This is a genomic window from Geobacillus uzenensis, from assembly GCF_002217665.1.
GTDB classification, from domain to species: Bacteria; Bacillota; Bacilli; order Bacillales; family Anoxybacillaceae; genus Geobacillus; species Geobacillus subterraneus.
Genome location: NZ_NEWL01000002.1, coordinates 80,001 through 100,349 on the forward strand (window position 1 = coordinate 80,001; position 20,349 = coordinate 100,349).

General features: G+C 54.8%; 16 protein-coding genes and 1 other annotated feature (1 of these 17 cut by a window edge). Of the genes, 11 read left to right on the forward strand and 5 right to left on the reverse strand.

The features are described 5' to 3' along the window. The first annotated feature begins 11 nt into the window (after nucleotides 1-11). The 8 genes from ytpR to ccpA all read left to right on the forward strand — a co-directional run bounded on the left by ytpR (nucleotide 12) and on the right by ccpA (nucleotide 8,642). Complete coding sequence (ytpR, locus tag B9L21_RS01940; RefSeq protein WP_063164975.1) at nucleotides 12-617, forward strand: YtpR family tRNA-binding protein; 606 nt, start codon at nucleotides 12-14, stop codon at nucleotides 615-617. A 106-nt stretch (nucleotides 618-723) separates the two neighbouring features. Next, nucleotides 724-3,264: a DNA translocase FtsK gene (locus tag B9L21_RS01945; protein WP_063164976.1), complete on the forward strand. Its 2,541-nt coding sequence runs from the start codon at nucleotides 724-726 to the stop codon at nucleotides 3,262-3,264. A 127-nt stretch (nucleotides 3,265-3,391) separates the two neighbouring features. Continuing rightward, nucleotides 3,392-4,696: a UDP-N-acetylmuramate--L-alanine ligase gene (gene murC, locus B9L21_RS01950; RefSeq protein ID WP_063164977.1), complete on the forward strand. Its 1,305-nt coding sequence runs from the start codon at nucleotides 3,392-3,394 to the stop codon at nucleotides 4,694-4,696. A 256-nt stretch (nucleotides 4,697-4,952) separates the two neighbouring features. Further along, nucleotides 4,953-5,402 carry a DUF948 domain-containing protein gene (locus B9L21_RS01955; protein WP_063164978.1) on the forward strand — a complete coding sequence of 150 codons (450 nt, stop codon included), beginning with the start codon at nucleotides 4,953-4,955 and terminating at the stop codon, nucleotides 5,400-5,402. Next, nucleotides 5,389-5,772: a hypothetical protein gene (locus tag B9L21_RS01960; RefSeq protein WP_063164979.1), complete on the forward strand. Its 384-nt coding sequence runs from the start codon at nucleotides 5,389-5,391 to the stop codon at nucleotides 5,770-5,772. The genes B9L21_RS01955 and B9L21_RS01960 overlap by 14 nt, the downstream gene beginning before the upstream one ends. A 5-nt stretch (nucleotides 5,773-5,777) precedes the next feature. Beyond that, complete coding sequence (ytxJ, locus tag B9L21_RS01965) at nucleotides 5,778-6,110, forward strand: bacillithiol system redox-active protein YtxJ (protein WP_063167281.1); 333 nt, start codon at nucleotides 5,778-5,780, stop codon at nucleotides 6,108-6,110. Nucleotides 6,111-6,353: 243 nt separating this feature from the next. Continuing rightward, nucleotides 6,354-7,436, forward strand: coding sequence for a bifunctional 3-deoxy-7-phosphoheptulonate synthase/chorismate mutase (locus tag B9L21_RS01970; RefSeq protein ID WP_063164980.1), 1,083 nt, complete (start codon nucleotides 6,354-6,356; stop codon nucleotides 7,434-7,436). A gap of 210 nt (nucleotides 7,437-7,646) precedes the next feature. Beyond that, complete coding sequence (gene ccpA, locus B9L21_RS01975; RefSeq protein WP_063857294.1) at nucleotides 7,647-8,642, forward strand: catabolite control protein A; 996 nt, start codon at nucleotides 7,647-7,649, stop codon at nucleotides 8,640-8,642. Nucleotides 8,643-8,811: 169 nt separating this feature from the next. Here the strand turns inward: ccpA and B9L21_RS01980 are convergent, their stop codons facing one another. The 3 genes from B9L21_RS01980 to B9L21_RS01990 are packed head-to-tail and all read right to left on the reverse strand — an operon-like array spanning nucleotide 8,812 to nucleotide 11,286. Then, nucleotides 8,812-9,981, reverse strand: coding sequence for an acetoin utilization protein AcuC (locus B9L21_RS01980; protein ID WP_063164982.1), 1,170 nt, complete (start codon nucleotides 9,979-9,981; stop codon nucleotides 8,812-8,814). After that, nucleotides 9,978-10,622 carry an acetoin utilization AcuB family protein gene (locus B9L21_RS01985; RefSeq protein WP_063164983.1) on the reverse strand — a complete coding sequence of 215 codons (645 nt, stop codon included), beginning with the start codon at nucleotides 10,620-10,622 and terminating at the stop codon, nucleotides 9,978-9,980. Before B9L21_RS01985 ends, B9L21_RS01980 begins: the two co-directional genes overlap by 4 nt. A gap of 31 nt (nucleotides 10,623-10,653) precedes the next feature. Further along, nucleotides 10,654-11,286 (reverse strand): GNAT family N-acetyltransferase, encoded by a 633-nt coding sequence (locus tag B9L21_RS01990; RefSeq protein ID WP_063164984.1) that lies wholly within the window; start codon nucleotides 11,284-11,286, stop codon nucleotides 10,654-10,656. Nucleotides 11,287-11,468: 182 nt separating this feature from the next. Here B9L21_RS01990 and acsA point away from each other — a divergent pair, with 182 nt between their 5' ends. Next, complete coding sequence (gene acsA / locus B9L21_RS01995; RefSeq protein WP_063164985.1) at nucleotides 11,469-13,184, forward strand: acetate--CoA ligase; 1,716 nt, start codon at nucleotides 11,469-11,471, stop codon at nucleotides 13,182-13,184. A 58-nt stretch (nucleotides 13,185-13,242) separates the two neighbouring features. After that, on the forward strand, nucleotides 13,243-13,437 hold the full coding sequence (locus tag B9L21_RS02000; protein WP_143424835.1) for a hypothetical protein: 195 nt from the start codon (nucleotides 13,243-13,245) through the stop codon (nucleotides 13,435-13,437). Nucleotides 13,438-13,697: 260 nt separating this feature from the next. Here B9L21_RS02000 and B9L21_RS02005 read toward each other — a convergent pair whose 3' ends face one another. Further along, nucleotides 13,698-15,356 carry an IS1634 family transposase gene (locus tag B9L21_RS02005; RefSeq protein ID WP_089134978.1) on the reverse strand — a complete coding sequence of 553 codons (1,659 nt, stop codon included), beginning with the start codon at nucleotides 15,354-15,356 and terminating at the stop codon, nucleotides 13,698-13,700. 100 nt (nucleotides 15,357-15,456) lie between these two features. Between B9L21_RS02005 and B9L21_RS02010 the strand changes: the two genes are divergently transcribed. Further along, nucleotides 15,457-17,007, forward strand: a complete 1,551-nt coding sequence (locus B9L21_RS02010) for an IS1182 family transposase (RefSeq protein WP_171698435.1) — start codon at nucleotides 15,457-15,459, stop codon at nucleotides 17,005-17,007. 246 nt (nucleotides 17,008-17,253) lie between these two features. Here B9L21_RS02010 and B9L21_RS02015 read toward each other — a convergent pair whose 3' ends face one another. Further along, a complete protein-coding gene (locus B9L21_RS02015) occupies nucleotides 17,254-20,013 on the reverse strand; it encodes a transglycosylase domain-containing protein (protein WP_063164987.1) in 2,760 nt (919 codons plus the stop codon). A 307-nt stretch (nucleotides 20,014-20,320) separates the two neighbouring features. Then, nucleotides 20,321-20,349, forward strand: a binding site (T-box leader); it runs 196 nt beyond the window's last position.

Below are 20,349 nucleotides of genomic sequence, written 5' to 3' on the forward strand. Positions count from 1 at the left end.
GGAGTCAAGCGATGAACGTGTTCTACAACCGTGAAGGGATCGGTGATGTGCTGCTCGTATCGCTAAAGCCGACGGCTGACGAGGAGCGGGCGTTTACAAAACAAGGAGACGTCGTCCGCATCGTTTCTGAGCGCACCGGCGAGACGGTCGGCTATAACATTTTTTCCGCTTCTTCCTACTATCCGTTTTCAGGAAACGGTCCGCTGGAAGTGAACGAGGAACTCGTCGGCATCATCAATGATATTTTGGCGAAAAACGGCTGTGACGAACGGATGGAAGCGGACTTGTCGCCGAAATTCGTCGTCGGGTATGTGAAGGAAAAAGCGAAGCATCCGAACGCTGATCAGTTGAGCGTCTGCCAAGTCGATGTCGGCGATGAGGTGCTGCAAATCGTCTGCGGGGCGCCGAATGTCGCCGAAGGGCAAAAAGTCGTCGTCGCGAAAATCGGCGCGGTCATGCCAAGCGGTCTCGTCATTCAAGAAAGCGAGCTGCGCGGCGTCCGGTCATCGGGCATGATTTGCTCGGCGCGTGAGCTCGGGCTGCCGAACGCTCCGCAAGAAAAAGGGATTCTTGTGCTCTCCGATGAGTATGAGGTGGGGCAACCGTTCACGTTTTAACGGGGGAATCAGAAAGAGCAGGGAGACACCTGGCTTGAACGTCACTGGCGCGGACTCCAGTGGCGTTTTTTCCGACACCGAATGAATAGAAAGAGTGGAACGACCCATGAAATTTTGGAAACGATGGCTCCGTTTTTTTACGGATGAGGAGGAACACGAACAACCGGCCGCCGGAAAACGAATGGATCACAGCACGGAACGCGCTGAGGCGAAAGTCGTGTACCAGTATCCGCAAGGCCGCTTCCGCTTTCCGCTCATTCCGGACGATCATTCCCCACGGGCCGGGGAGACGCCGAGGCGAATGGCCGGCGAAGAAAGCAAGGTGAAGGCCCCGCACCGCCCACTCGCCGATCCGGTGAGGGAATCGGCGGAAAAAAAGCCGTTCCGCCCGTCCGACGTGCCGTCTCCTGTGTTTGGATATGATAAGAATCGTAGTGAATGGCGGCAACGGCTGACGGAACATGGAACGATCGCCGCTGTGAGGATCGCAGACAAGGCGAGCCGCCGTCCCGGGATGCCGGCCGCTAATGAGCAAGCTGAAAATTTGTCAAGCGATCAAGCTCTTTTGTCTCGCCCTTCTCATATAGACGAAGCCGCCGCGCCGCAGGAGACGTTGAAAAGCGTTGGACGAAGCGGCGAGGAGGGAGCGGCGGCCGGCCGGCCGACGGAAAAAGAGAAGAACGCCAAAGCTGACGCGGCCGTACATATCGCAACATCGGACGCAGAACAACGGATCAATGAAGATGGGCTTATCCGGGAGGAAGAGGGCGCCTCTGATGCGGGGTCCGCGGCGATGCCAGCGGTTGAATCGGCGGCCGCGGAAATGAAAGACGAACAAGCACATGTGCCGCCTGGCGAAGTGGCAACCGCGGCGGAGTCGGAGGGCAGCTTCCGTGAAGGCGGAGATATACGGTCAGCCGCGCGAACGGAGGAAAATAGAGTAAGCCAGCCGGATCACGGCGGTGGTGAACAAAAGGAAACGCCGAAGCCGCCGGCGGAGAGCGATACCGGAAATGCAAGGGCTGCTTCCCAAGAAGGCGAGAAGGGGCTGCCTCGCCCCCCGTTGCCGCCTGACGAAGCCAAGCGGCCCATCGACCGCCACGGCCCGGAACGAGCGCGCATTCCGTACAACGTGATGATGCTGAAGCAAGACCGGCGCAAGCTCGAAGAAAAAGCGGCCCGCCGCCCGGTCGGCTATTCGCTGCCGCCGCTGTCGCTCCTTACGCCGCCGGGGGAGGCGGCGGCCTGCGATGAGCAATGGATTCGTGAACAATGCGCCCGTTTGGACCGGACGTTTGAGAGCTTCCATATCGGCGCGAAAGTGGTTCATGCAACACAAGGACCGACAGTGACGCAGTTTGAAGTGCAGCCCGATCTAGGGGTAAAAGTGAGCAAAATTACCAGCTTAACGGACGACATCAAACTGAGCTTGGCGGCAAGAGATATTCGGGTGGAAGCGCCCATTCCGGGAAAACGGACGATCGGCATCGAAGTGCCGAACCCGTCAAGCCGGCCGGTGCGGCTGCGGGAGATTTTGGAGAGCCGCGCGTTTCGCGAGCGCCGTTCTCCGCTTACGGTCGCGCTCGGGCTCGAGATTAGCGGGGCGCCGGTCGTGACGGACATCCAAAAAATGCCGCACGGACTCATCGCCGGGGCGACCGGGTCGGGAAAAAGCGTATGCATGAACGCCATGCTTGTCAGCCTGCTGTATAAAGCTGCCCCGGACGAGGTCAAATGGCTGCTCATCGACCCGAAAATGGTCGAACTGGCCCCGTACAACGGGTTGCCGCATTTGCTCAGCCCGGTCATTACAGAGGCAAAAGCGGCCGCCGGAGCGCTCAAATGGGCGGTCGGCGAAATGGAGCGGCGGTACGAGCTGTTTGTTCATGCCGGGGTGCGCGATATCGAGAAGTATAACGCTTCGCTCCGCGCCCAAGGGGGCAGCGAACCGATCCTTCCGTACATCGTCATTGTCATTGATGAGCTGGCCGATTTGATGATGGCCGCTCCGGCCGATGTCGAAGAATCGATTTGCCGGTTGGCGCAAAAGGCGCGGGCGTGCGGCATTCACTTATTGATCGCCACGCAGCGTCCATCAGTCGATGTCATCACCGGTTTGATCAAGGCGAACATCCCGACGCGCATCGCCTTTTCCGTCTCTTCCCAAATCGATTCGCGCACGATTTTAGATGTGAATGGGGCCGAGCGGCTGCTTGGCCGCGGCGATATGCTCTTTTTGGAAAACGGATCGGCCAAGCCGGTGCGGCTGCAAGGATGCTTCATCTCCGATGAGGAAATTGAACGGGTGACGGCGTACGTGAAAGCGCAGCAAGAGCCTTCCTACTTGTTCAGCCCGGACGAGTTCCGTCAGACAGCGATGTTTAGTGAAGAGGATGACGAATTATTCGACGAAGCGTGCCGGTTTGTCATCGCGCAAGGCGGGGCATCGACATCGAGTTTGCAGCGCCATTTCCGCATCGGCTACAACCGCGCCGCCCGCCTCATCGAGATGATGGAAGCGCAAGGGCTGATTTCCGAAGCGCGCGGCAGCAAACCACGCGACGTGTTAATGAGCGAGGAAGAGTGGGCGCGTTGGCGCGAGCGGGGCGCGCTGCAGGCGGACGGTTTTTCCCCTTCCGAACGGTAGTGTTTTGCCGCCTGGCGTGCTATAATGAGGAAATGAGACAGCCGGTACAGCAAAATGAAATAAATGGCAAAACTAGATGAATATCATATACTGTCTTACAGAGAGACGATGGTTGGAGGGCTTAGCGATGACAGTTTACCACTTTGTTGGCATTAAAGGCACGGGGATGAGCGCGCTCGCACAAGTGCTTCACGATCTCGGCTATACGGTGCAAGGGTCCGACGTAGAAAAATGGTTTTTTACGCAAAAGGCGCTTGAAGAGCGGGGAATCCCGGTGTTGCCTTTTTCAAAAGACAATATTCGCCCGGGTTATACCGTCATTGCCGGCAATGCTTTTCCAGACACGCACGAGGAAATCGAAGCGGCCCGTCAGCTCGGTGTTCCTGTCATTCGGTACCATCGCTTTTTAGGGGAGTTGGCAGGCAAGTTTACGAGCATAGCGGTGACCGGCTCACACGGGAAGACGACGACGACGGGACTGCTTGCCCATGTGATGCAAGGGGCGCATCCAACGTCGTATTTAATCGGAGATGGAACGGGAAAAGGGGAGCCGGGGAGCAAATACTTCGTATTTGAGGCATGTGAATATCGAAGACATTTCCTTTCATATTTTCCAGATTATGCAATAGTGACAAACATTGACTTCGACCACCCGGACTATTTCGCCAATATTGATGACGTCTTTTCTGCTTTCCAGCAGATGGCCGAACAGGTGAACAAAGCGATTGTCGCTTGCGGGGATGATCCGTATTTGCAAAAGATTCAAGCAAAAGTGCCGATTTTGTTTTACGGGTTTGGCGAAGAAAACGATTTTCAAGCGCGCAACATCGTGAAAACGACAGAAGGGACGGCGTTTGACGTATTTGTGCGCAGCACGTTTTTTGCCTCGTTTACCATTCCGCGCTTTGGCACTCATAACGTGCTGAATGCGCTCGCGGTCATCGCCCTTTGCCATTACGAAGGGATTGACGCCGGCGCGATCGCTGCGCGGCTGCAAACGTTCCAAGGGGTGAAGCGCCGCTTCAGCGAAAAAACGGTCGGACGGCAAGTGTTAATTGACGATTATGCGCATCATCCGCGCGAAATTATGGCGACATTAGAAGCGGCTAGACAAAAATATCCGGGGCGCGAAGTCGTCGCCATCTTCCAGCCGCACACGTATACGCGGACGCAGACGTTTTTGCGCGAGTTTGCCGAAAGCTTGCAGCAGGCAGACTACGTTTATTTGTGCGACATTTTCGGCTCGGCGCGCGAACATCATGGCAAGCTGTCCATTCGTGACTTGCAGGCGCAAATCCCGCGCTCGCAGCTGCTTGAGGAGCAAAACGTGTCCGTGTTGAAGCAGCATCGCAATGCGGTGCTTGTGTTTATGGGCGCCGGCGACATTCAAAAGTTTCAACAAGCATACGAACGGGCCGTTCTTTCCGCCTGACGGCCGACGGAAACGGGCCGGACGGCCCGTTTTTTGATCTTTTCCGCCACGAAGCTCCTCACTCGTGGACAAGGGAAGGGGAAGGGATGAATTCGGTTTTGCCCGAGGGGGATGACCGGAATCTTCTGCCCCCGCCGGTTGATGGGGAAAGATCGAGCGTGAGGCAGGAAACAAAGGGCGGGATGTCGAAGTTTGAAAACGGGACAGAACGGGTACAAAGAGGACGAAACGGTCCGACAGGCAAGGGGGGAATGAGGTGGAATGGCTTTTGTATGCGAGCGCCGCGCTCGTCGCTGCCGCTTTTTTGCTTCTTTCGGTTTACATAGCGAGAACGCTCATTGTTTTGCAGGAGACGCTGCGCCGGCTGGCCGCGGCGGTGAGCCATGCCGATGAACAAGTGCAAACGGTTGCGAAGGAAGTGACCCAGCTTCTTCATACGGCCAACAGCATTGCCGGCGATGTGCAAAACAAGGCGGAAAAGTTAAACCATGCGGTTGAGGCGGTAAATGAAATCGGCGGCACTGTCCGGTCGCTGAACCGCGCGCTCCGGCAGACAGCAGCGGCGCTGTCGGCGAGAGCGGGCCAAGGGCAAGAAAAGTGGGCGAAAGCGCTGCGCTGGGCAAATGTTTTGCTTGATATATGGGAAAAATGGAGAGAAAGAGAACAACTACGGAAAAAGGAGGGTGTGCCAAATGGCGAAAAATAACGGTGGATTTTTGCTTGGAGCGCTTGTCGGCGGCATCGCCGGCGCGGCCGCTGCGATGTTTTTGACGAGCGAAAAAGGGCGGAAGTGGCTGAACGAGTGGAACAATCACGAAACATGGGAGCCGGTGAAAACGACCGCTGCGGAGTGGTTCGAGACGGCTAAAGAGAAAACGAAGGAAATCGCCACCTTCATCCCGCTGAAAACGGCTGAAGCGCCGGCCGGCGGGGAAGGTGTTGGCGAAACGACGATTCCGATTCCGCCATCCGCGGACAAGGCGGATCGCGAAACGCTCCAAAAGCTGCTTGAGGAAGCGGAAGCCGCGCTAGATAATGCCGAGCAAAACATGCCATATCGAAGAGAAGTGGAGTGAAGACGGTGGGAATGGAGAAACTGGAGACGACCGAACAGTTTGACCGCATCATGCAAGAAACGCGCCGCTTTTTGTTCGTTAAACATAGCTTGACATGCCCGATCAGCCAAGCGGCGTTCCGTGAGTGCGAGAAGTTTGCCGCCGATCATCCGGAGCTGGCTGTCTATTGCTTATACGTTCAGGAGGCGCGCCCGCTTTCCAACTACATCGCGGAGCGGACGGGCGTGAAGCACGAGTCGCCGCAAGTGCTGCTGTTTGAAAACGGCCAAGTCGTCTGGCATGCGTCGCATTGGAAGATTACGTACGAGGCGTTGAACACGCATACTGCCATCGCATAACCGCCTGCCCAGCGGGCGGTTTTTGCCGACCGTTTCACTTTATTGCTTAAAAGCGTTTAATCAAAAAAGCATTTTTTTCGTGACAACCGGGTCTTCATCCATTATAATAAAGACTAATTACAAAACTTAACCGTTGTGTTTCTGGACGGGGAAGCGCCTTGCGCGCGGGGCTTGCCGACGTCCGGTAGGCGAGGCCAGAAGAGCGAAACATCGCACGATATTTGGCGAAAGGATGGGGGAAGCATGAGCAACGAGAGATTAGATGAGCTGCGGGCGAGAGTCGACGAAATCAACTTGCAGCTGTTGAAGCTGATCAATGAACGGGGGCGTCTCGTCCAAGAGATCGGGAAAATTAAAGAAGCGCAAGGGACGCATCGCTACGACCCGGTGCGTGAGCGGAAAATGCTCGATCTCATTTCCGAGCATAACGACGGACCGTTCGAAACGTCGACGCTGCAGCACATTTTCAAGGAAATTTTTAAAGCGGCGCTCGAACTGCAAGAAGATGACCACCGGAAAGCGCTGCTCGTCTCACGGAAAAAACATCCGGAAAACACGATCGTCGAAGTGAAAGGCGAACGGATCGGCGACGGCAACCAATATTTTGTCATGGGGCCGTGCGCTGTTGAAAGCTACGAGCAGGTGGCTGCGGTCGCTGAAGCGGTGAAAAAGCAAGGCATTAAGCTGCTGCGCGGCGGCGCCTACAAACCGCGCACATCGCCGTACGACTTCCAAGGGCTCGGCGTCGAGGGGCTGAAAATTTTGAAACGGATCGCCGATGAATTTGATTTGGCGGTCATTAGCGAAATCGTCACTCCGGCGGATATTGAGACCGCCTTGGATTATATCGATGTCATCCAAATCGGGGCGCGCAACATGCAAAACTTTGAGCTGCTGAAAGCGGCCGGCCAAGTCAATAAGCCGGTTTTGCTGAAGCGCGGCTTAGCGGCGACGATTGAGGAGTTCATCAACGCTGCTGAATACATTATGTCGCAAGGCAACGGGCAAATCATTTTGTGCGAGCGCGGCATCCGCACGTACGAGCGGGCGACGCGCAATACGCTCGACATTTCGGCGGTGCCGATCTTGAAGAAAGAAACGCACTTGCCGGTGTTCGTTGATGTCACCCACTCGACCGGGCGGCGCGATCTTCTCATTCCGTGCGCCAAAGCGGCGTTGGCGATCGGCGCTGACGGCGTCATGGCCGAAGTGCACCCGGATCCGGCCGTCGCTTTGTCCGACTCCGCCCAACAAATGGATATTGCTCAATTCAACGAATTTATGGAAGAAGTGCGCGCGTTCCAACGCCAGTTCGTTCAGGCGTAAAGCCATCTCCCCTTCGGTCTTGGCCGAAGGGGATTTTTTACTGAATTGTGCAAACGTTTTTTGGGCAAACTATCCATGAACGGTTTGTGAACAAAACAGCAAAATCATTGCCATTTCGTTGCGATTTGGCGATAATGTATCGTATGATAGTTGTACATATATATCGGAACTCTTGCCGGTTACCGGATTGAGGAAGAAGGAGTGAACGGAATGACCGTAACGATTTATGATGTGGCGCGAGAGGCGAACGTCTCGATGGCGACGGTCTCGCGTGTCGTAAACGGCAACCCGAACGTCAAGCCGTCGACAAGGAAAAAAGTATTGGAAGCGATTGAGCGGCTCGGGTACCGCCCAAATGCGGTCGCGCGCGGTCTTGCCAGCAAAAAAACGACGACGGTCGGGGTGATCATCCCGGATATTTCGAGCATCTTCTTTGCCGAGCTGGCGCGCGGCATTGAAGATATTGCGACGATGTATAAATACAACATTATTTTAAGCAACTCCGACCAAAACAAAGAAAAAGAGCTGCATTTGCTCAATACGATGCTTGCCAAGCAAGTGGACGGCATTTTGTTTATGGGCGGGACGATCACCGGGGAGCACGTCGCCGAGTTTCAAAAATCGTCCGTGCCGATCGTGCTTGCGGCGACGGTGGAGCCGAACGACACGATCCCCTCGGTGAACATTGACTACGAGCAGGCCGCGTTTGAAGCGGTGACATATTTGCTCGAAAAAGGAAACCGGCGCGTGGCATATGTCACCGGTCCGACCGACGACCCGATCAACCAACGGAAACTGGCCGGCTATCGGCGCGCGCTCGAGGAGCACGGGACGCCGTACGAGGAAGAACTCGTTGTGGAAGGCGACAACTCGTATGACTCCGGCTTGGAAGCATATGAAAAAATCGCTGAGCTCCCCGAGCGGCCGACGGCGGTCTTTGCCGGGACGGACGAAATGGCGCTCGGCATCATCCATAGCGCCCAAGACCACGGGGTGCGCGTGCCGGACGAACTTGAAGTCGTCGGCTTTGACAACACGAGGCTGGCGACGATGGTGCGGCCGCGGCTGACGACCGTCGTGCAACCGATGTATGACATCGGCGCGGTGGCGATGCGGCTGCTGACGAAGTATATGAATAAAGAACAAGTCGACAATCATATCGTCGTCTTGCCGCACCGGTTGGAAGTGCGCGAGTCGACAAAATAAGCAACGGGAAAAAGCGTCCGGATGGGCGCTTTTTTCGCTTTATGAGGCGATGGGAAAGCCGGCGTTTTCCCATTCCTTCAAGCAAAGCGGGAGGCGGCGCGAAGAGGGGTGGCCGCTCCCTGCTTTGGCGATCAAAGATGCGAATGATCGTGCATTTGGATGGGCGGGATCAGGTGCCCGCGCGCCGCTGGCTGCGAATGAAATACAACGCCTTTTCCGTCGTCTGGGCATTTTTTTCGCTAATTTCCGCCTTGCGCGGGATCGGCGGGTACAAGTCGTCCGGATCGCCCCATTCAAGCGGCAAGGAGACCGGTGAAAGCGGTTGCCATCGCTCGCGCCAAGCGGCCGGCAGCGGGCCGGAAATATCGGATTGTTCCGTCATTTCAAGCCAAAGAAGCGCCCACGCCCGCGGGACGACGCGCCAAATGTCATACCCCCCGCCGCCGACGGCGATCCAGCGGCCACCGCAATATTCATGGGCGATTTGGTGGGCGAGCTTCGGAATGGCGCGATACGTTTTCATCGTCACCGACAAATGGGTAAGCGGGTCGTAATAATGGGCGTCCACTCCATTTTGCGTCACAATGACATCGGGGCGGAAAAAGTCGGCGATTTCCCGAAGCGCCGTCGTGTAGGCGTAAAGCCATGACTCATCCTCCGTAAACGCATCAACCGGAATGTTGAACGAATAGCCGTACCCCGCTCCGTGGCCGCGTTCGTTGACGTTTCCCGTCCCCGGAAACAAGTAGCGGCCCGTCTCATGAATCGAAAACGTGCAGACGTTCGGATCGTCATAAAACGCCCATTGCACCCCGTCGCCGTGGTGGGCGTCCGTGTCGACATATAAGACGCGCAGTCCGTATTTTTCGCGGATGTATTGAATGGCGACCGCGCTGTCATTGTAGACGCAAAAGCCGGATGCCTTGCCGCGGAACCCGTGATGCAAGCCGCCGCCAAGGTTGAGGGCATGATCGGCCTGTCCGGACAGAACGCAATCGACAGCCGTCAGCGTGCTGCCGACAAGGAGCGCGCTCGCCTCGTGCATGTTCGGGAAGATCGGCGTATCTTCGGTGCCGAGGCCGTAGTTCATCGCGGCTGTTTCGGAAAGCTCGCCGCGCCCGGCGGCCTTGACCGCCTCGATGTACGAACGGTCATGAATGAGCGCGAGTTCATCGTCCGTCGCGATGCGCGGGGCGATGATATGCCGATCATCCAAAGCGCCGAGCGTCCGCAGCAAGTCGTACGTCAGCTTCACCCGCAGCTGGTTGAACGGGTGGTCGTCATGGAACTTATAACGAAGAAATTGCTCGCTGTAAACAAATACGCACTTTTCGCTCATGACGTAACCCCCGGCAAGTTCGGCCAGAGCACTGTATAGCCGGCCTTTTTCAAATCATGGATCAAGTTGATCGGGTTCATCGTTTGGACGCGAAACACTAAAATTTTATAGTTTGGATCGCTGGCTGGATACAAAAGGACGCTGGCGATATTGACGTGGTGCTCGGCGATAATGCTCGCCGCTTTGCCTAACATTCCCGCTTCGTTCGGCACTTTAATTTCGATTTGCGACCCGGGCTGGTGGGCACCGGTCAGCTGAATGAGCGTGTGCAATAAATCCGTTTCCGTGATGATGCCAACGAGCTTTCCGCCGTTGACGATCGGCAAGCAGCCGATCCGGTGTTCGTAAAAGAGCGCGGCGACTTCTTCGACGAAATCGAGCGGGTGGCCGACGATGATGTCTGTTTTCATAATCGCGCTGACCGGTTTTTGCAAGTCGTCAAGATGTTCATGAAGATGGAAAATCGATGGACTGGCGTCGCGTAAATCGCGGTCCGTCACAAGGCCGACTAAACGCCCTTCCCCGTCGGTGACCGGAAGATGGCGGATGCGGTGATGGCGAAGCAGCTGCAGCGCTTCGGCGATCGTGTTCGTGGCGCGGAGCGTGACCACCGATGTGTTCATGACTTGTTCAACAATCATCGTTCTCCTCTCCCCTTTGTGCATCACACGTTTAGTACATATAGCGGTTCATAAAGCGAAGCCGGTCAAACCGTTGAATCGATTCCGGATCGACCCGTTTGCCGATACGGACCATGAGGCAGTTCGCCGGATGGGAACAAATTTCCGGGTCATCGGTCGCGTACCAGACGAGTCCGCCGGCGTTCATCATTTTCTCCATCACTTTCCGGTATTCCCATACGTTCAGCCCGGTCCCTTTCAAATCCCAATGCCAATAATACTCAGTGGTAATGATGATATAATCTTCCATCGCATCGTCCATCATGGAGACAATCAACAAATTTTTTCCAACGCCAAAGCCGCGAAACTCCGGGATCACTTCGATGGCGCCGAGCTCGATTAAATTGTCCATCTTCCCTTCAGACCAACGTTCAAGCGGGTCGGGATATAAAAATGTGACATAACCGACGATCGTTTCGCCGCGGCGGGCGATAATGATCCGGCCTTCCGGCAGCTTGGCGATCTCGATTAACGCTTCGTGCTGTTTAGAGGGTTGGCGAAATGAAGTTAAGTCACGGTGAAATTCGTAGCTGGCCAACGCTTCCGGCGTCACCGGCCCTTCGATGAGAAGCGTTCCGTTCGGCGTTTTCAGCTCCTTGGCGTTATACGTTTTTTTATGTTCCATTCGGTCACCACCTGAATTCATCAATCAGTCAATCCATTTCCATTATACATAAAAATGGCCTTGGCCGGCGCAATTCAAAAAAATTTCAAAGAAACGGGGACAAGGAATATTTTAAAAATTGAGAAATTGCTTATCATCCACTATAATAGAAATGTAACCACTTACATAAGGGGGATCGGAGAATGAAAACGGAGCTGCTACCAGTCGTACAAGGGGACTACAACTTGAAAAACTACGAGGAAGCATACGAACAGTTTCAATGGACGGAAACGGAGAGGGCATTTTCTTGGCATGAAACCGGACGGGTCAACATGGCGTATGAGGCGATCGACCGCCATGCCGAGTCGTTCCGCAAAAATAAGGTGGCGCTTTACTACCGCGACGCTGTGCGGAATGAGAAATACACGTTCAAAGAGATGAAAGAGATGTCCAACAAGGTCGCCAACGTCTTAAAACAGGTGGCCGACATTGAAAAAGGCGACCGCGTATTTGTGTTTATGCCGCGCTCGCCGGAGCTGTATTTTACGGTGCTCGGCATCATTAAAACCGGCGCCATCGTCGGGCCGCTGTTTGAAGCGTTTATGGAGGGGGCGGTGCGCGACCGTCTGGAAGACAGCGGGGCGAAGGCGATCGTCACGACGCCGGAGCTTTTGCCGCGCGTGCCGGTGGGCGACTTGCCGGAGCTGAAGTACGTCTTTTTGGTCGGCGACGGCGTTGTCGAAGAAGGGCCGTACATCGATTTGAAAAAGCGGATGAACGAGGCGAGCAAGCACTTCGACATCGAATGGGTCGACCGCCAGGACGGCTTGATTTTGCACTATACGTCCGGTTCGACCGGAAAGCCGAAAGGCGTCCTGCACGTCCATAACGCGATGATTCAGCACTATCAAACCGCCAAATGGGTGCTTGACTTAAAAGAAGACGACATTTACTGGTGCACGGCCGATCCGGGCTGGGTGACCGGAACGTCGTACGGCATTTTCGGCCCGTGGCTGTGCGGGGCGTCAAGCGTCATCGTCGGCGGCCGCTTCAGCCCGGACGCTTGGTATCAAACGATCGAAGACTTCGGCGTCACCGTCTGGTACAGCGCGCCGACGGCGTTCCGCATGCTGATGGGCGCCGGCGATGAAGTGGTGAAAAAATACGATTTAAGCTCGCTCCGCCACATTTTGAGCGTCGGCGAGCCGCTCAACCCGGAAGTCATCCGCTGGGGGCTGAAAGTGTTCGGCCGCCGCATCCATGATACGTGGTGGATGACGGAAACGGGCGCCCATCTCATTTGCAACTACCCGTGCATGGAAATTAAGCCGGGATCGATGGGGAAACCGATTCCGGGTGTTGAGGCGGCGATCATCGACGACCAAGGAAACGTCCTGCCGCCGTACCGAATGGGCAACTTGGCCATCAAAAAAGGATGGCCGTCGATGATGAAAACGATTTGGAACAACCCGCAAAAATACGAATCATACTTTATCGGCGATTGGTATGTGTCGGGCGACTCGGCCTACATGGATGAAGACGGCTATTTCTGGTTCCAAGGGCGCGTAGACGATGTCATCAATACATCGGGCGAGCGCGTCGGGCCGTTTGAAGTCGAAAGCAAGCTTGTCGAGCATCCGGCCGTTGCGGAAGCCGGCGTCATCGGCAAGCCCGATCCGGTGCGCGGGGAAATCATCAAGGCGTTCATCGCGCTTCGCGAAGGCTATGAGCCGTCCGAAGAGTTGAAGGAGGACATCCGTCAGTTTGTGAAAAAAGGGCTCGCCGCCCATGCTGCGCCGCGCGAGATCGAGTTCCGCGACAAGCTGCCGAAAACGCGAAGCGGAAAAATTATGCGCCGCGTCTTAAAGGCATGGGAGCTCAACTTGCCGACCGGCGACTTATCGACCATGGAAGACTAAAACGAACAGCAGCGTCCGAATGCTTTGGCGTTTCGGGCGCTTTTTCTGATGGCGGCTGATGATGCTCGGCCCGCAGCGGGAGTCCATTCGGCAAACTGGCCGCCATAAAGAGTGCCGGCGGAAACAGGCGAGGGTGGCGCTGCGCGGTCGTTTCGGCGGAAAAACGTGGATCACAAGAGGAGAGCGGAAGGAGGCGGGCGGCGAAAGAGGCTGCCCGGCAGCCATGCCCGAACAAGCAGGCGTCCGTTCATGAAACAAGGGGCTGACCCAAAACGCGAATGCGTTTTGGGATCAGCCCCCACTTTTTTGCCTCAAATATAGAAGAATCGCCCTTTTTTCTGGTAGAATAGAGTCACCAAAACCACTACCACCGAAAGAAGGGCGACTCACATTTCGCACCCTAACAAGGTCAAAACAAAGGATTTTTTATTTAGTTTTTCAGAATAACTTTTTGACCAACACGACGAGCGATGGCTATCCTTTTTTTACCATCGCTGGTCGTTCCGTATGACGTTACACGTAAATGCTCTCATCCAGCCCCAACCCCTGCAGAATCCTTCGTTGTTCAGGGGTGAGGGAGCGATCCAGTGAGCGTTGGATGCGTCCATCCGGCAGCTCCAGGAGGACGACGTTCACATATTGAAACAGCTGGAAAATCGCCTGCCCCGTCGGTCGGGTCAGCTTGCGGCCTCCGGCGCCCTTTAATGGGTGTTCGGGTGTGATGAACTGGCGCACCCGGCGCTGAAAGACGCGGTAAATGGCCAAGGCCAAGAGAAACAAATAGCCCAATACCGCAACTCGTTCTGGCTTTTTGACATAGATCTCATCCGTGAAAAAAGGGTCTTTCAAAAAAGCGAAGTTCATTTCCACCGAGATCTGCCCTTTATATAGCTTCAAGATCTCTTGGGCATCCATTTGTTGGCCCTTCCATTCCTCCGGAACGGTCGTGACGAGGACAAACCGGGACGCTTTCCGTCTTGCCTGTTCCCACGCGTTTTGGTCGAATTCGACGTCAAGGCGCAAGAGATACCGCGTCTCCATCTCGGGTTCCGCCCCTTTTTTCGGCCGTCCGCGCCGTTTTTTCGGGCGTACGATCTCTTTGACCGCGGCCTTGACCTGATGAAACCGTGGGCGAAGGGACGTCTTGAGGGACGCCAAGGCTTGTTCAGCGTCTTCCCGGCACGAGAAAGGGTGGCGCTCCCAATGGGCTTGTTCCTCGCGAAGAAGCTCCGCTTCTTTGGTTCGTTCTTTTTCGAGCGTCTTTCCTTTTCGCTGGTCGAGCGCACTCGATTCGACGACGATCAGCCGAACGGGGTGGCCTTCATAGGTGGAGGATGTTTCCCATACCCGGTACGTGGCGCCGTTTCTCTCCGCCAGGGTAAAGGGGTCGCTCCACGGGATGTGGGCCGAATCGGCCTCCGCTAATGCCCGTTTCACGATCCGAAGCGACGAAGGGCCTCGGGTGATCAAAAAGGCGTTGGCCGCTTTGGTTTGCGCCAGAGTGTCTTTTGTCATCGCGGCGGAATCGGCCACGTAAATCCATTCGTCTTCCATCTTGGCTTGTTTGAGCTGTTCGTGGACACGGGACAGCACCTCCGGATTCCACGTTTTGTCAGGCAGGTTGCCGTCGTGCACATCGCCGTAAAACGGGATGCCGTCCTCGTTGCCGACCAGTCCGAAGCCGATCTGTTTTTGCCAACGATGATGGCGGTTATAGCCATGTGTGATCTGCAAAGCCTCTAATGAGGCCGATTCATACGCGCCGTAAACCGTCTTGTCCGTCGTATCGGCGTGAAAGGCTCGGAGGGAAAGGCCTTCTTTGCGATAAATGTGAATCAAGCAAGTGCTGATCACCTTGTGAATGTCGGCCTCATACAAGCGGTCGAGATGACGAGCCAAGGCATCGTCGTTCAACCAGGAAGGATGGAGACCGGGACGGATGAGTTTCTCACAATCGACCTCCTGAGCCCATCGTTCCACGTGAACGAGGGCTTGCCGGCCGTCAAACAGATTGTAGATGATGGCCTGAACGGCATCGCTGACTCGAGTCTGGCACTGTGGATCAACGGGAACGAGATGGTCAATCAATTGGGGCAGGCCCAGTTTCTTGAATAGGGCACTTATTATATTCAAATAATGGGGCTGACCCAAAACGCGAATGCGTTTTGGGATCAGCCCCCACTTTTTTGCCTCAAATATAGAAGAATCGCCCTTTTTTCTGGTAGAATAGAGTCACCAAAACCACTACCACCGAAAGAAGGGCGATTCTTTTATGAAACATGATCATATTTCCTTTAAAGAGTATACCATGGACAACCTCTCTTTGCCAAGCAACATCGCCGATCTCATTCCACGGGATAACATGGCCCACGTGGTTCATGAGATGGTTGAACGCATCCCGATGGAGACGTTTCTTGCTTACTACAAAGGAGGGGGCGCCTCCGCCTATCATCCGAAAATGATGACCAAAATTCTCCTTTACGCTTACACCCAAAAAATGTATCATGGCCGTGAGATTGCACGGCAGCTCGAAGTCCACCTTCCCCTCATGTGGCTAAGTGGATTTCAAAAGCCGGACTTCCGCTCCATCAATCGGTTTCGTTCGGAGCGGATGAAAGACCTGATTGACGACCTGTTCCGGGAAATGATCACGCTGCTCGTGGCCGACGGCTATGTCAAGATGGAAGATTATTTTGTGGATGGAACGAAAATTGAAGCGAATGCCAACCGGTACACCTTCGTTTGGCGCAAATCGGCTGAGAAGTACCAGGAGAAACTCCAAGCCAATGTCGATCGGCTGATTGCCCAGATCGAGGCGATCGTGGAAGAAGAAAAGGCGGAAGACATCGACCCTTCGCCGGCCTTTACGTCAGAAGAAATCCGAAAGAAAACCGAGGAGTGGGAAAAACGGTTGGAGGCCGAGCCGGACAACCAACCGTTGAAGAAGGCCATCAAGAAGATGAAGGAGGACTACTTGCCCCGCAGTGAAAAGTATGAACACCAACTCCATGTATGCGGGGATCGCAACAGCTATTCCAAGACCGATGTGGATGCCACCTTCATGCGGTTGAAGGAGGATCACATGCGAAACGGCCAGCTCAAGCCGGCCTATAACGTACAGGTGGGTTCTTCCGGCCAATTTATTTTGGGGTATTCCCTTCATCAGAGGCCGGGCGACACTCGTTGTCTTCTCCCGCATTTGGAGACCGTTCGAGAGAAGTACGGCGTGGAACCCGAACGTTTGATCGCTGACGCGGCTTATGGCTCGGAAGAGAACTACGTGAAGCTGGAAGAGAAGCACATATCGGCCTTGATCAAGTACCATACGTATGAGAAGGAGAACACGCGCAAGGTCAAGAAAAATCCGCATCATCAGCAGAATTGGACCTATGTGGAAGAAGAAGACGTTTGGATTTGCGCCAATGGGAAAAAGCTGGTTCGCACCGGAACTTCGAAACAGACCACGGAATCAGGATACACCTCGGTCACCCGACACTACCAATGCCATGAATGCGAAGGATGTCCGTTCCGTTCGGCCTGCACGACTTCCAAGTATGGACGAACCACGCAATGGAACCCCGTCTATCATGAACAAAAACAGAAAGCCCGCGAACGGTTGGAGAGTGAAGAAGGGCAAGCCCGATACCGCCAACGCCAAACCGACATTGAGAGTGTATTTGGGCAAATCAAACAAAATCGCGGGTTTCGTCGCTTTGTCCTGCGAGGCCTCCAAAAAGTTTCCATCGAATGGGGGCTGGTTTGTGCTGCCCACAATCTTCTCAAAAAAGCCGCTAGGGACAAGCAATTGTCCTTGGTGGCGTAAATGAGGGGGAGAACAGAGTCGGAATTTTGTTCCGTTTGGTAAAATATACAAAAACCAGAGAGGGCTGACTCCAAAAGTCCGCTTTTTGGCGGACTTTTGGGTCAGCCCCTTGTCCTTGGTGGCGTAAATGAGGGGGAGAACAGAGTCGGAATTTTGTTCCGTTTGGTAAAATATACAAAAACCAGAGAGGGCTGACTCCAAAAGTCCGCTTTTTGGCGGACTTTTGGGTCAGCCCCTTATGATCGTTTATTGACGAGCGGATGGGGAAGCGGCGCCGTTTTCCGCGTTGTCCTCCCGAGCAGGCGGATCGGCCGGCGGGGCGGGCTGGGCGGCCGGCAGTGCGACTTTGCTCGATGGCGCCGATTCGCGGCCGGCAATATCGACAGCGGTGACGCAATAGGCCGCTCCCGGCTTGAGAGCAGAAAAGGAAGCCGCTTCCTCCGCTTTAATAATGGCGGCGATTTGCCGCTCTCCGGTTTCACTCACCTGATAGACGCGGTAGCCGATGACATCGCGCTCCCGGTGTCGGTCCCAGACGAGAGTGCGGCCGTTCAGACGGGCGGCCGGCGGAGCGGGGACGCGCCCGTTTTCTTTTAAGATGGCGACAACAAAGTCATCGCCGGCTGATGTTATCCCGTCGATTCCCCACTGATTGAGCAGCTTTGGATTGACGATGACCCCGCGGGTGACAAATTCCTCCGGCGTCGTCTCAAGCGCCGCATACCGGCGCCCGCCAATGACGACAAACCGGCCCTCGACCAAATAGTCATCGCTTCCTTGCCGCGGCGTAAACTTTGCATTATATAAATCATAGCGGACGAGTCCGGCTTTTTTGCACGCCTCTGATGGGCTGAATCCGCTCACGGCGCAATACGCGCGGCGAACGATGCCGCCGGGCATTAAAAACCGCTCCGGCGGGTCGATCAGCTTCGGTTTTACGCGATGGGCGGCATTCATGAATTGCGCCCATAACAGCTGGGTGCGCCGGCTGTAGGACAGCCCCTTATAGCGCGATTCCAGCGGCGCCGGACGATCGTAGCCGATCCAAACGCCGAACGTCACGTTCGGGTTTGTGGCGACAAACCATGAATCGCGTTTGTCTTGCGATGTCCCCGTTTTGCCGGCCCAGTCAGCCGAAAACGTCAAGTAGCGCGGCACTGAGGAGGCGGTTCCGCCATGCAGCACATCGCGCATCATATCGATCATTAAATACGATGTTTGCGGAGAAAAGACGGGAACCGGCTTGCTCGTATGCTGATAAATGATCGTTCCGTCTTTATCGGTAATTTTTTCGATCATATACGCATCGACAAAGGAACCGTAATTGGCAAACGTCGCATACGCATTGACGTTTTCTTCGACGGTGACGCCGATGTGCGTCCCGCCAATTGCTAAAGCCGGATTGTTTTCTTCTTGCCTGGCGACGCTTGTAACCCCCATTTTGAGCAAATAATCGATCGGATGGCGGCTTTGGATTTTCGTATAGATCCGAACGGCCGGGATGTTGTACGACTGTTGAAGCGCGCGCCGCGCCGAGACGAGGCCGTGTGTTTTTCCATCAGCGTTTTTCGGGCTGTACGAACCGATCGAAAGCGGCAGGTCGGGAATGACCGAACCGGGCTGAACGACGCCCATTTCCATCGCCGGCGCGTACACTAAAAGCGGCTTCATCGTTGAGCCGTTTGAACGGTGCGCCTGGGTGGCGTGGTTTAACTGCTCGCGCTTGTAGTCGCGGCCGCCGACAAAGCTGATGATTTTGCCGGTTTTGTTTTCGATGAGCATCGCTCCCACTTCCACCGGTTGGCGGCGGGCGACTGTTTTCCCTGTTTGTTTGTCTTTCGTATAATACACACGATCGCTGCCATAATACGGGTAGCGGGTGGCCACGCGCTGCATTTGCTCATAAATCGCTTTGTCGATCGTCGTATAAATGTGCAAGCCTCCTTGCCGCAGCGCTTTTCCCGCTTCACCGGCATAGCGGCGATACAAGCCGGCATCGCGTTTCAGCTCTTCCGGCTTATGGCCGTGGCGCTTGGCGAACGTTTCCGCGAGCACCTCTTTGACCCGTCTTTCAATTTCCATCGTTAAAAACGGATAGCGCTCAAACGGCGTTGGCTTCGGAGCGGCGAAATGTTTCGTCACATCGTAGGCGAGCGCTTCTTTATACTGCTTGTCAGAAATATAGCCAGCGCGCTTCATCCGGTAAAGCACCGTTTTCATCCGTTTCAATCCGGCCGAGAGATCTTGTTTGAGGCTGCCATCAGCGGCAAACGGCGTATAGACGAACGGGTTTTGCGGCAAACCGGCTAAAAACGCTGCTTGGGCGAGATTGAGATCTTTGGCGTCAACGCCGAACACCCCTTGGGCGGCGGCCTGGATGCCGGCGATGTTGCGGCCTGATGAGCTGCGGCCGAACGGAACAACATTTAAGTAGGCTTCTAAAATTTCTTCTTTCGACAAAAATCGTTCAAGGCGCAGCGCCAGTAACATTTCCTTCGCCTTGCGTTCAAACGACACTTCGCTGGTCAGCAGCTGATTTTTGACGAGCTGCTGCGTAAGCGTGCTGCCACCGCTTTTGTTCGGCGAGTTCGTCACTTCCTGAAACATGGCGCGAATGACGGCCTTTGGGACGACGCCGTCATGTTCGTAAAAGTGCTCATCTTCGGTGGCGATCACCGCCTGCACAACGTATGGGGAGACGTCGGCAAGGCGCACCGCCTCACGGTCGAGGTCGGACCGGAATCGGCCTAAATAGACGCCATCGGCAAAATACATATGGCTCGTTTCTTCATAACTGTAAATCTCGCTTTTCATTTTGTCATGCGAAGGGACCGCCATATCTTTCACCAAAAAAGCGAAATAACCGGCGCCGATGCCAGCGGCAAAACAAACGAGGCAGAGCGCGGTGATGAGCAAAATAAGAGTGACATTCCAAACGATGTCATATGTAAGTGAAAAATAATGCCACATTTTTTGTAACGAAGCTCGAAACGGTTTTTGTTCCATGCCAGGCCCCCTCTCATGGCAAATCATATAGATAACTGTAGATGAGCATTTTTCATTACAGTAATTTCCATCCCCTAAGAGACAAACAGGGTACCCCTTAGGCGACATGGAGCTGTTTTTTGTCATGTCTCCTTTTTTGTTTAGTTGTCAATTTGTGTTAGCGAATTTGCTCATCTACAGTAGATAAGTATAACATACTCGTGCGCATCGTTGCGGGATTTTGTCGCTTTTTCGCCGTTTGTGGCGAAAAGAGCCGGAGTTGACAGCAAGTATGTGTATATGGTAAAAGAATGTATATATTCATACCGAAAAAGCGATGACGGGAACAAGTAGCGG

Coding starts and splice junctions, on each gene's coding strand:
- B9L21_RS01980 (WP_063164982.1), bottom strand. CDS start 9,981: ATGAGCGAAAAGTGCGTATTTGTTTACAGCGAGCAATTTCTTCGTTAT.
- B9L21_RS01960 (WP_063164979.1), top strand. CDS start 5,389: ATGGCGAAAAATAACGGTGGATTTTTGCTTGGAGCGCTTGTCGGCGGC.
- B9L21_RS01945 (WP_063164976.1), top strand. CDS start 724: ATGAAATTTTGGAAACGATGGCTCCGTTTTTTTACGGATGAGGAGGAA.
- ccpA (WP_063857294.1), top strand. CDS start 7,647: ATGACCGTAACGATTTATGATGTGGCGCGAGAGGCGAACGTCTCGATG.
- acsA (WP_063164985.1), top strand. CDS start 11,469: ATGAAAACGGAGCTGCTACCAGTCGTACAAGGGGACTACAACTTGAAA.
- B9L21_RS02010 (WP_171698435.1), top strand. CDS start 15,457: ATGAAACATGATCATATTTCCTTTAAAGAGTATACCATGGACAACCTC.
- B9L21_RS01990 (WP_063164984.1), bottom strand. CDS start 11,286: ATGGAACATAAAAAAACGTATAACGCCAAGGAGCTGAAAACGCCGAAC.
- B9L21_RS01985 (WP_063164983.1), bottom strand. CDS start 10,622: ATGATTGTTGAACAAGTCATGAACACATCGGTGGTCACGCTCCGCGCC.
- ytpR (WP_063164975.1), top strand. CDS start 12: ATGAACGTGTTCTACAACCGTGAAGGGATCGGTGATGTGCTGCTCGTA.
- B9L21_RS02000 (WP_143424835.1), top strand. CDS start 13,243: ATGATGCTCGGCCCGCAGCGGGAGTCCATTCGGCAAACTGGCCGCCAT.
- B9L21_RS02015 (WP_063164987.1), bottom strand. CDS start 20,013: ATGGAACAAAAACCGTTTCGAGCTTCGTTACAAAAAATGTGGCATTAT.
- murC (WP_063164977.1), top strand. CDS start 3,392: ATGACAGTTTACCACTTTGTTGGCATTAAAGGCACGGGGATGAGCGCG.
- B9L21_RS01970 (WP_063164980.1), top strand. CDS start 6,354: ATGAGCAACGAGAGATTAGATGAGCTGCGGGCGAGAGTCGACGAAATC.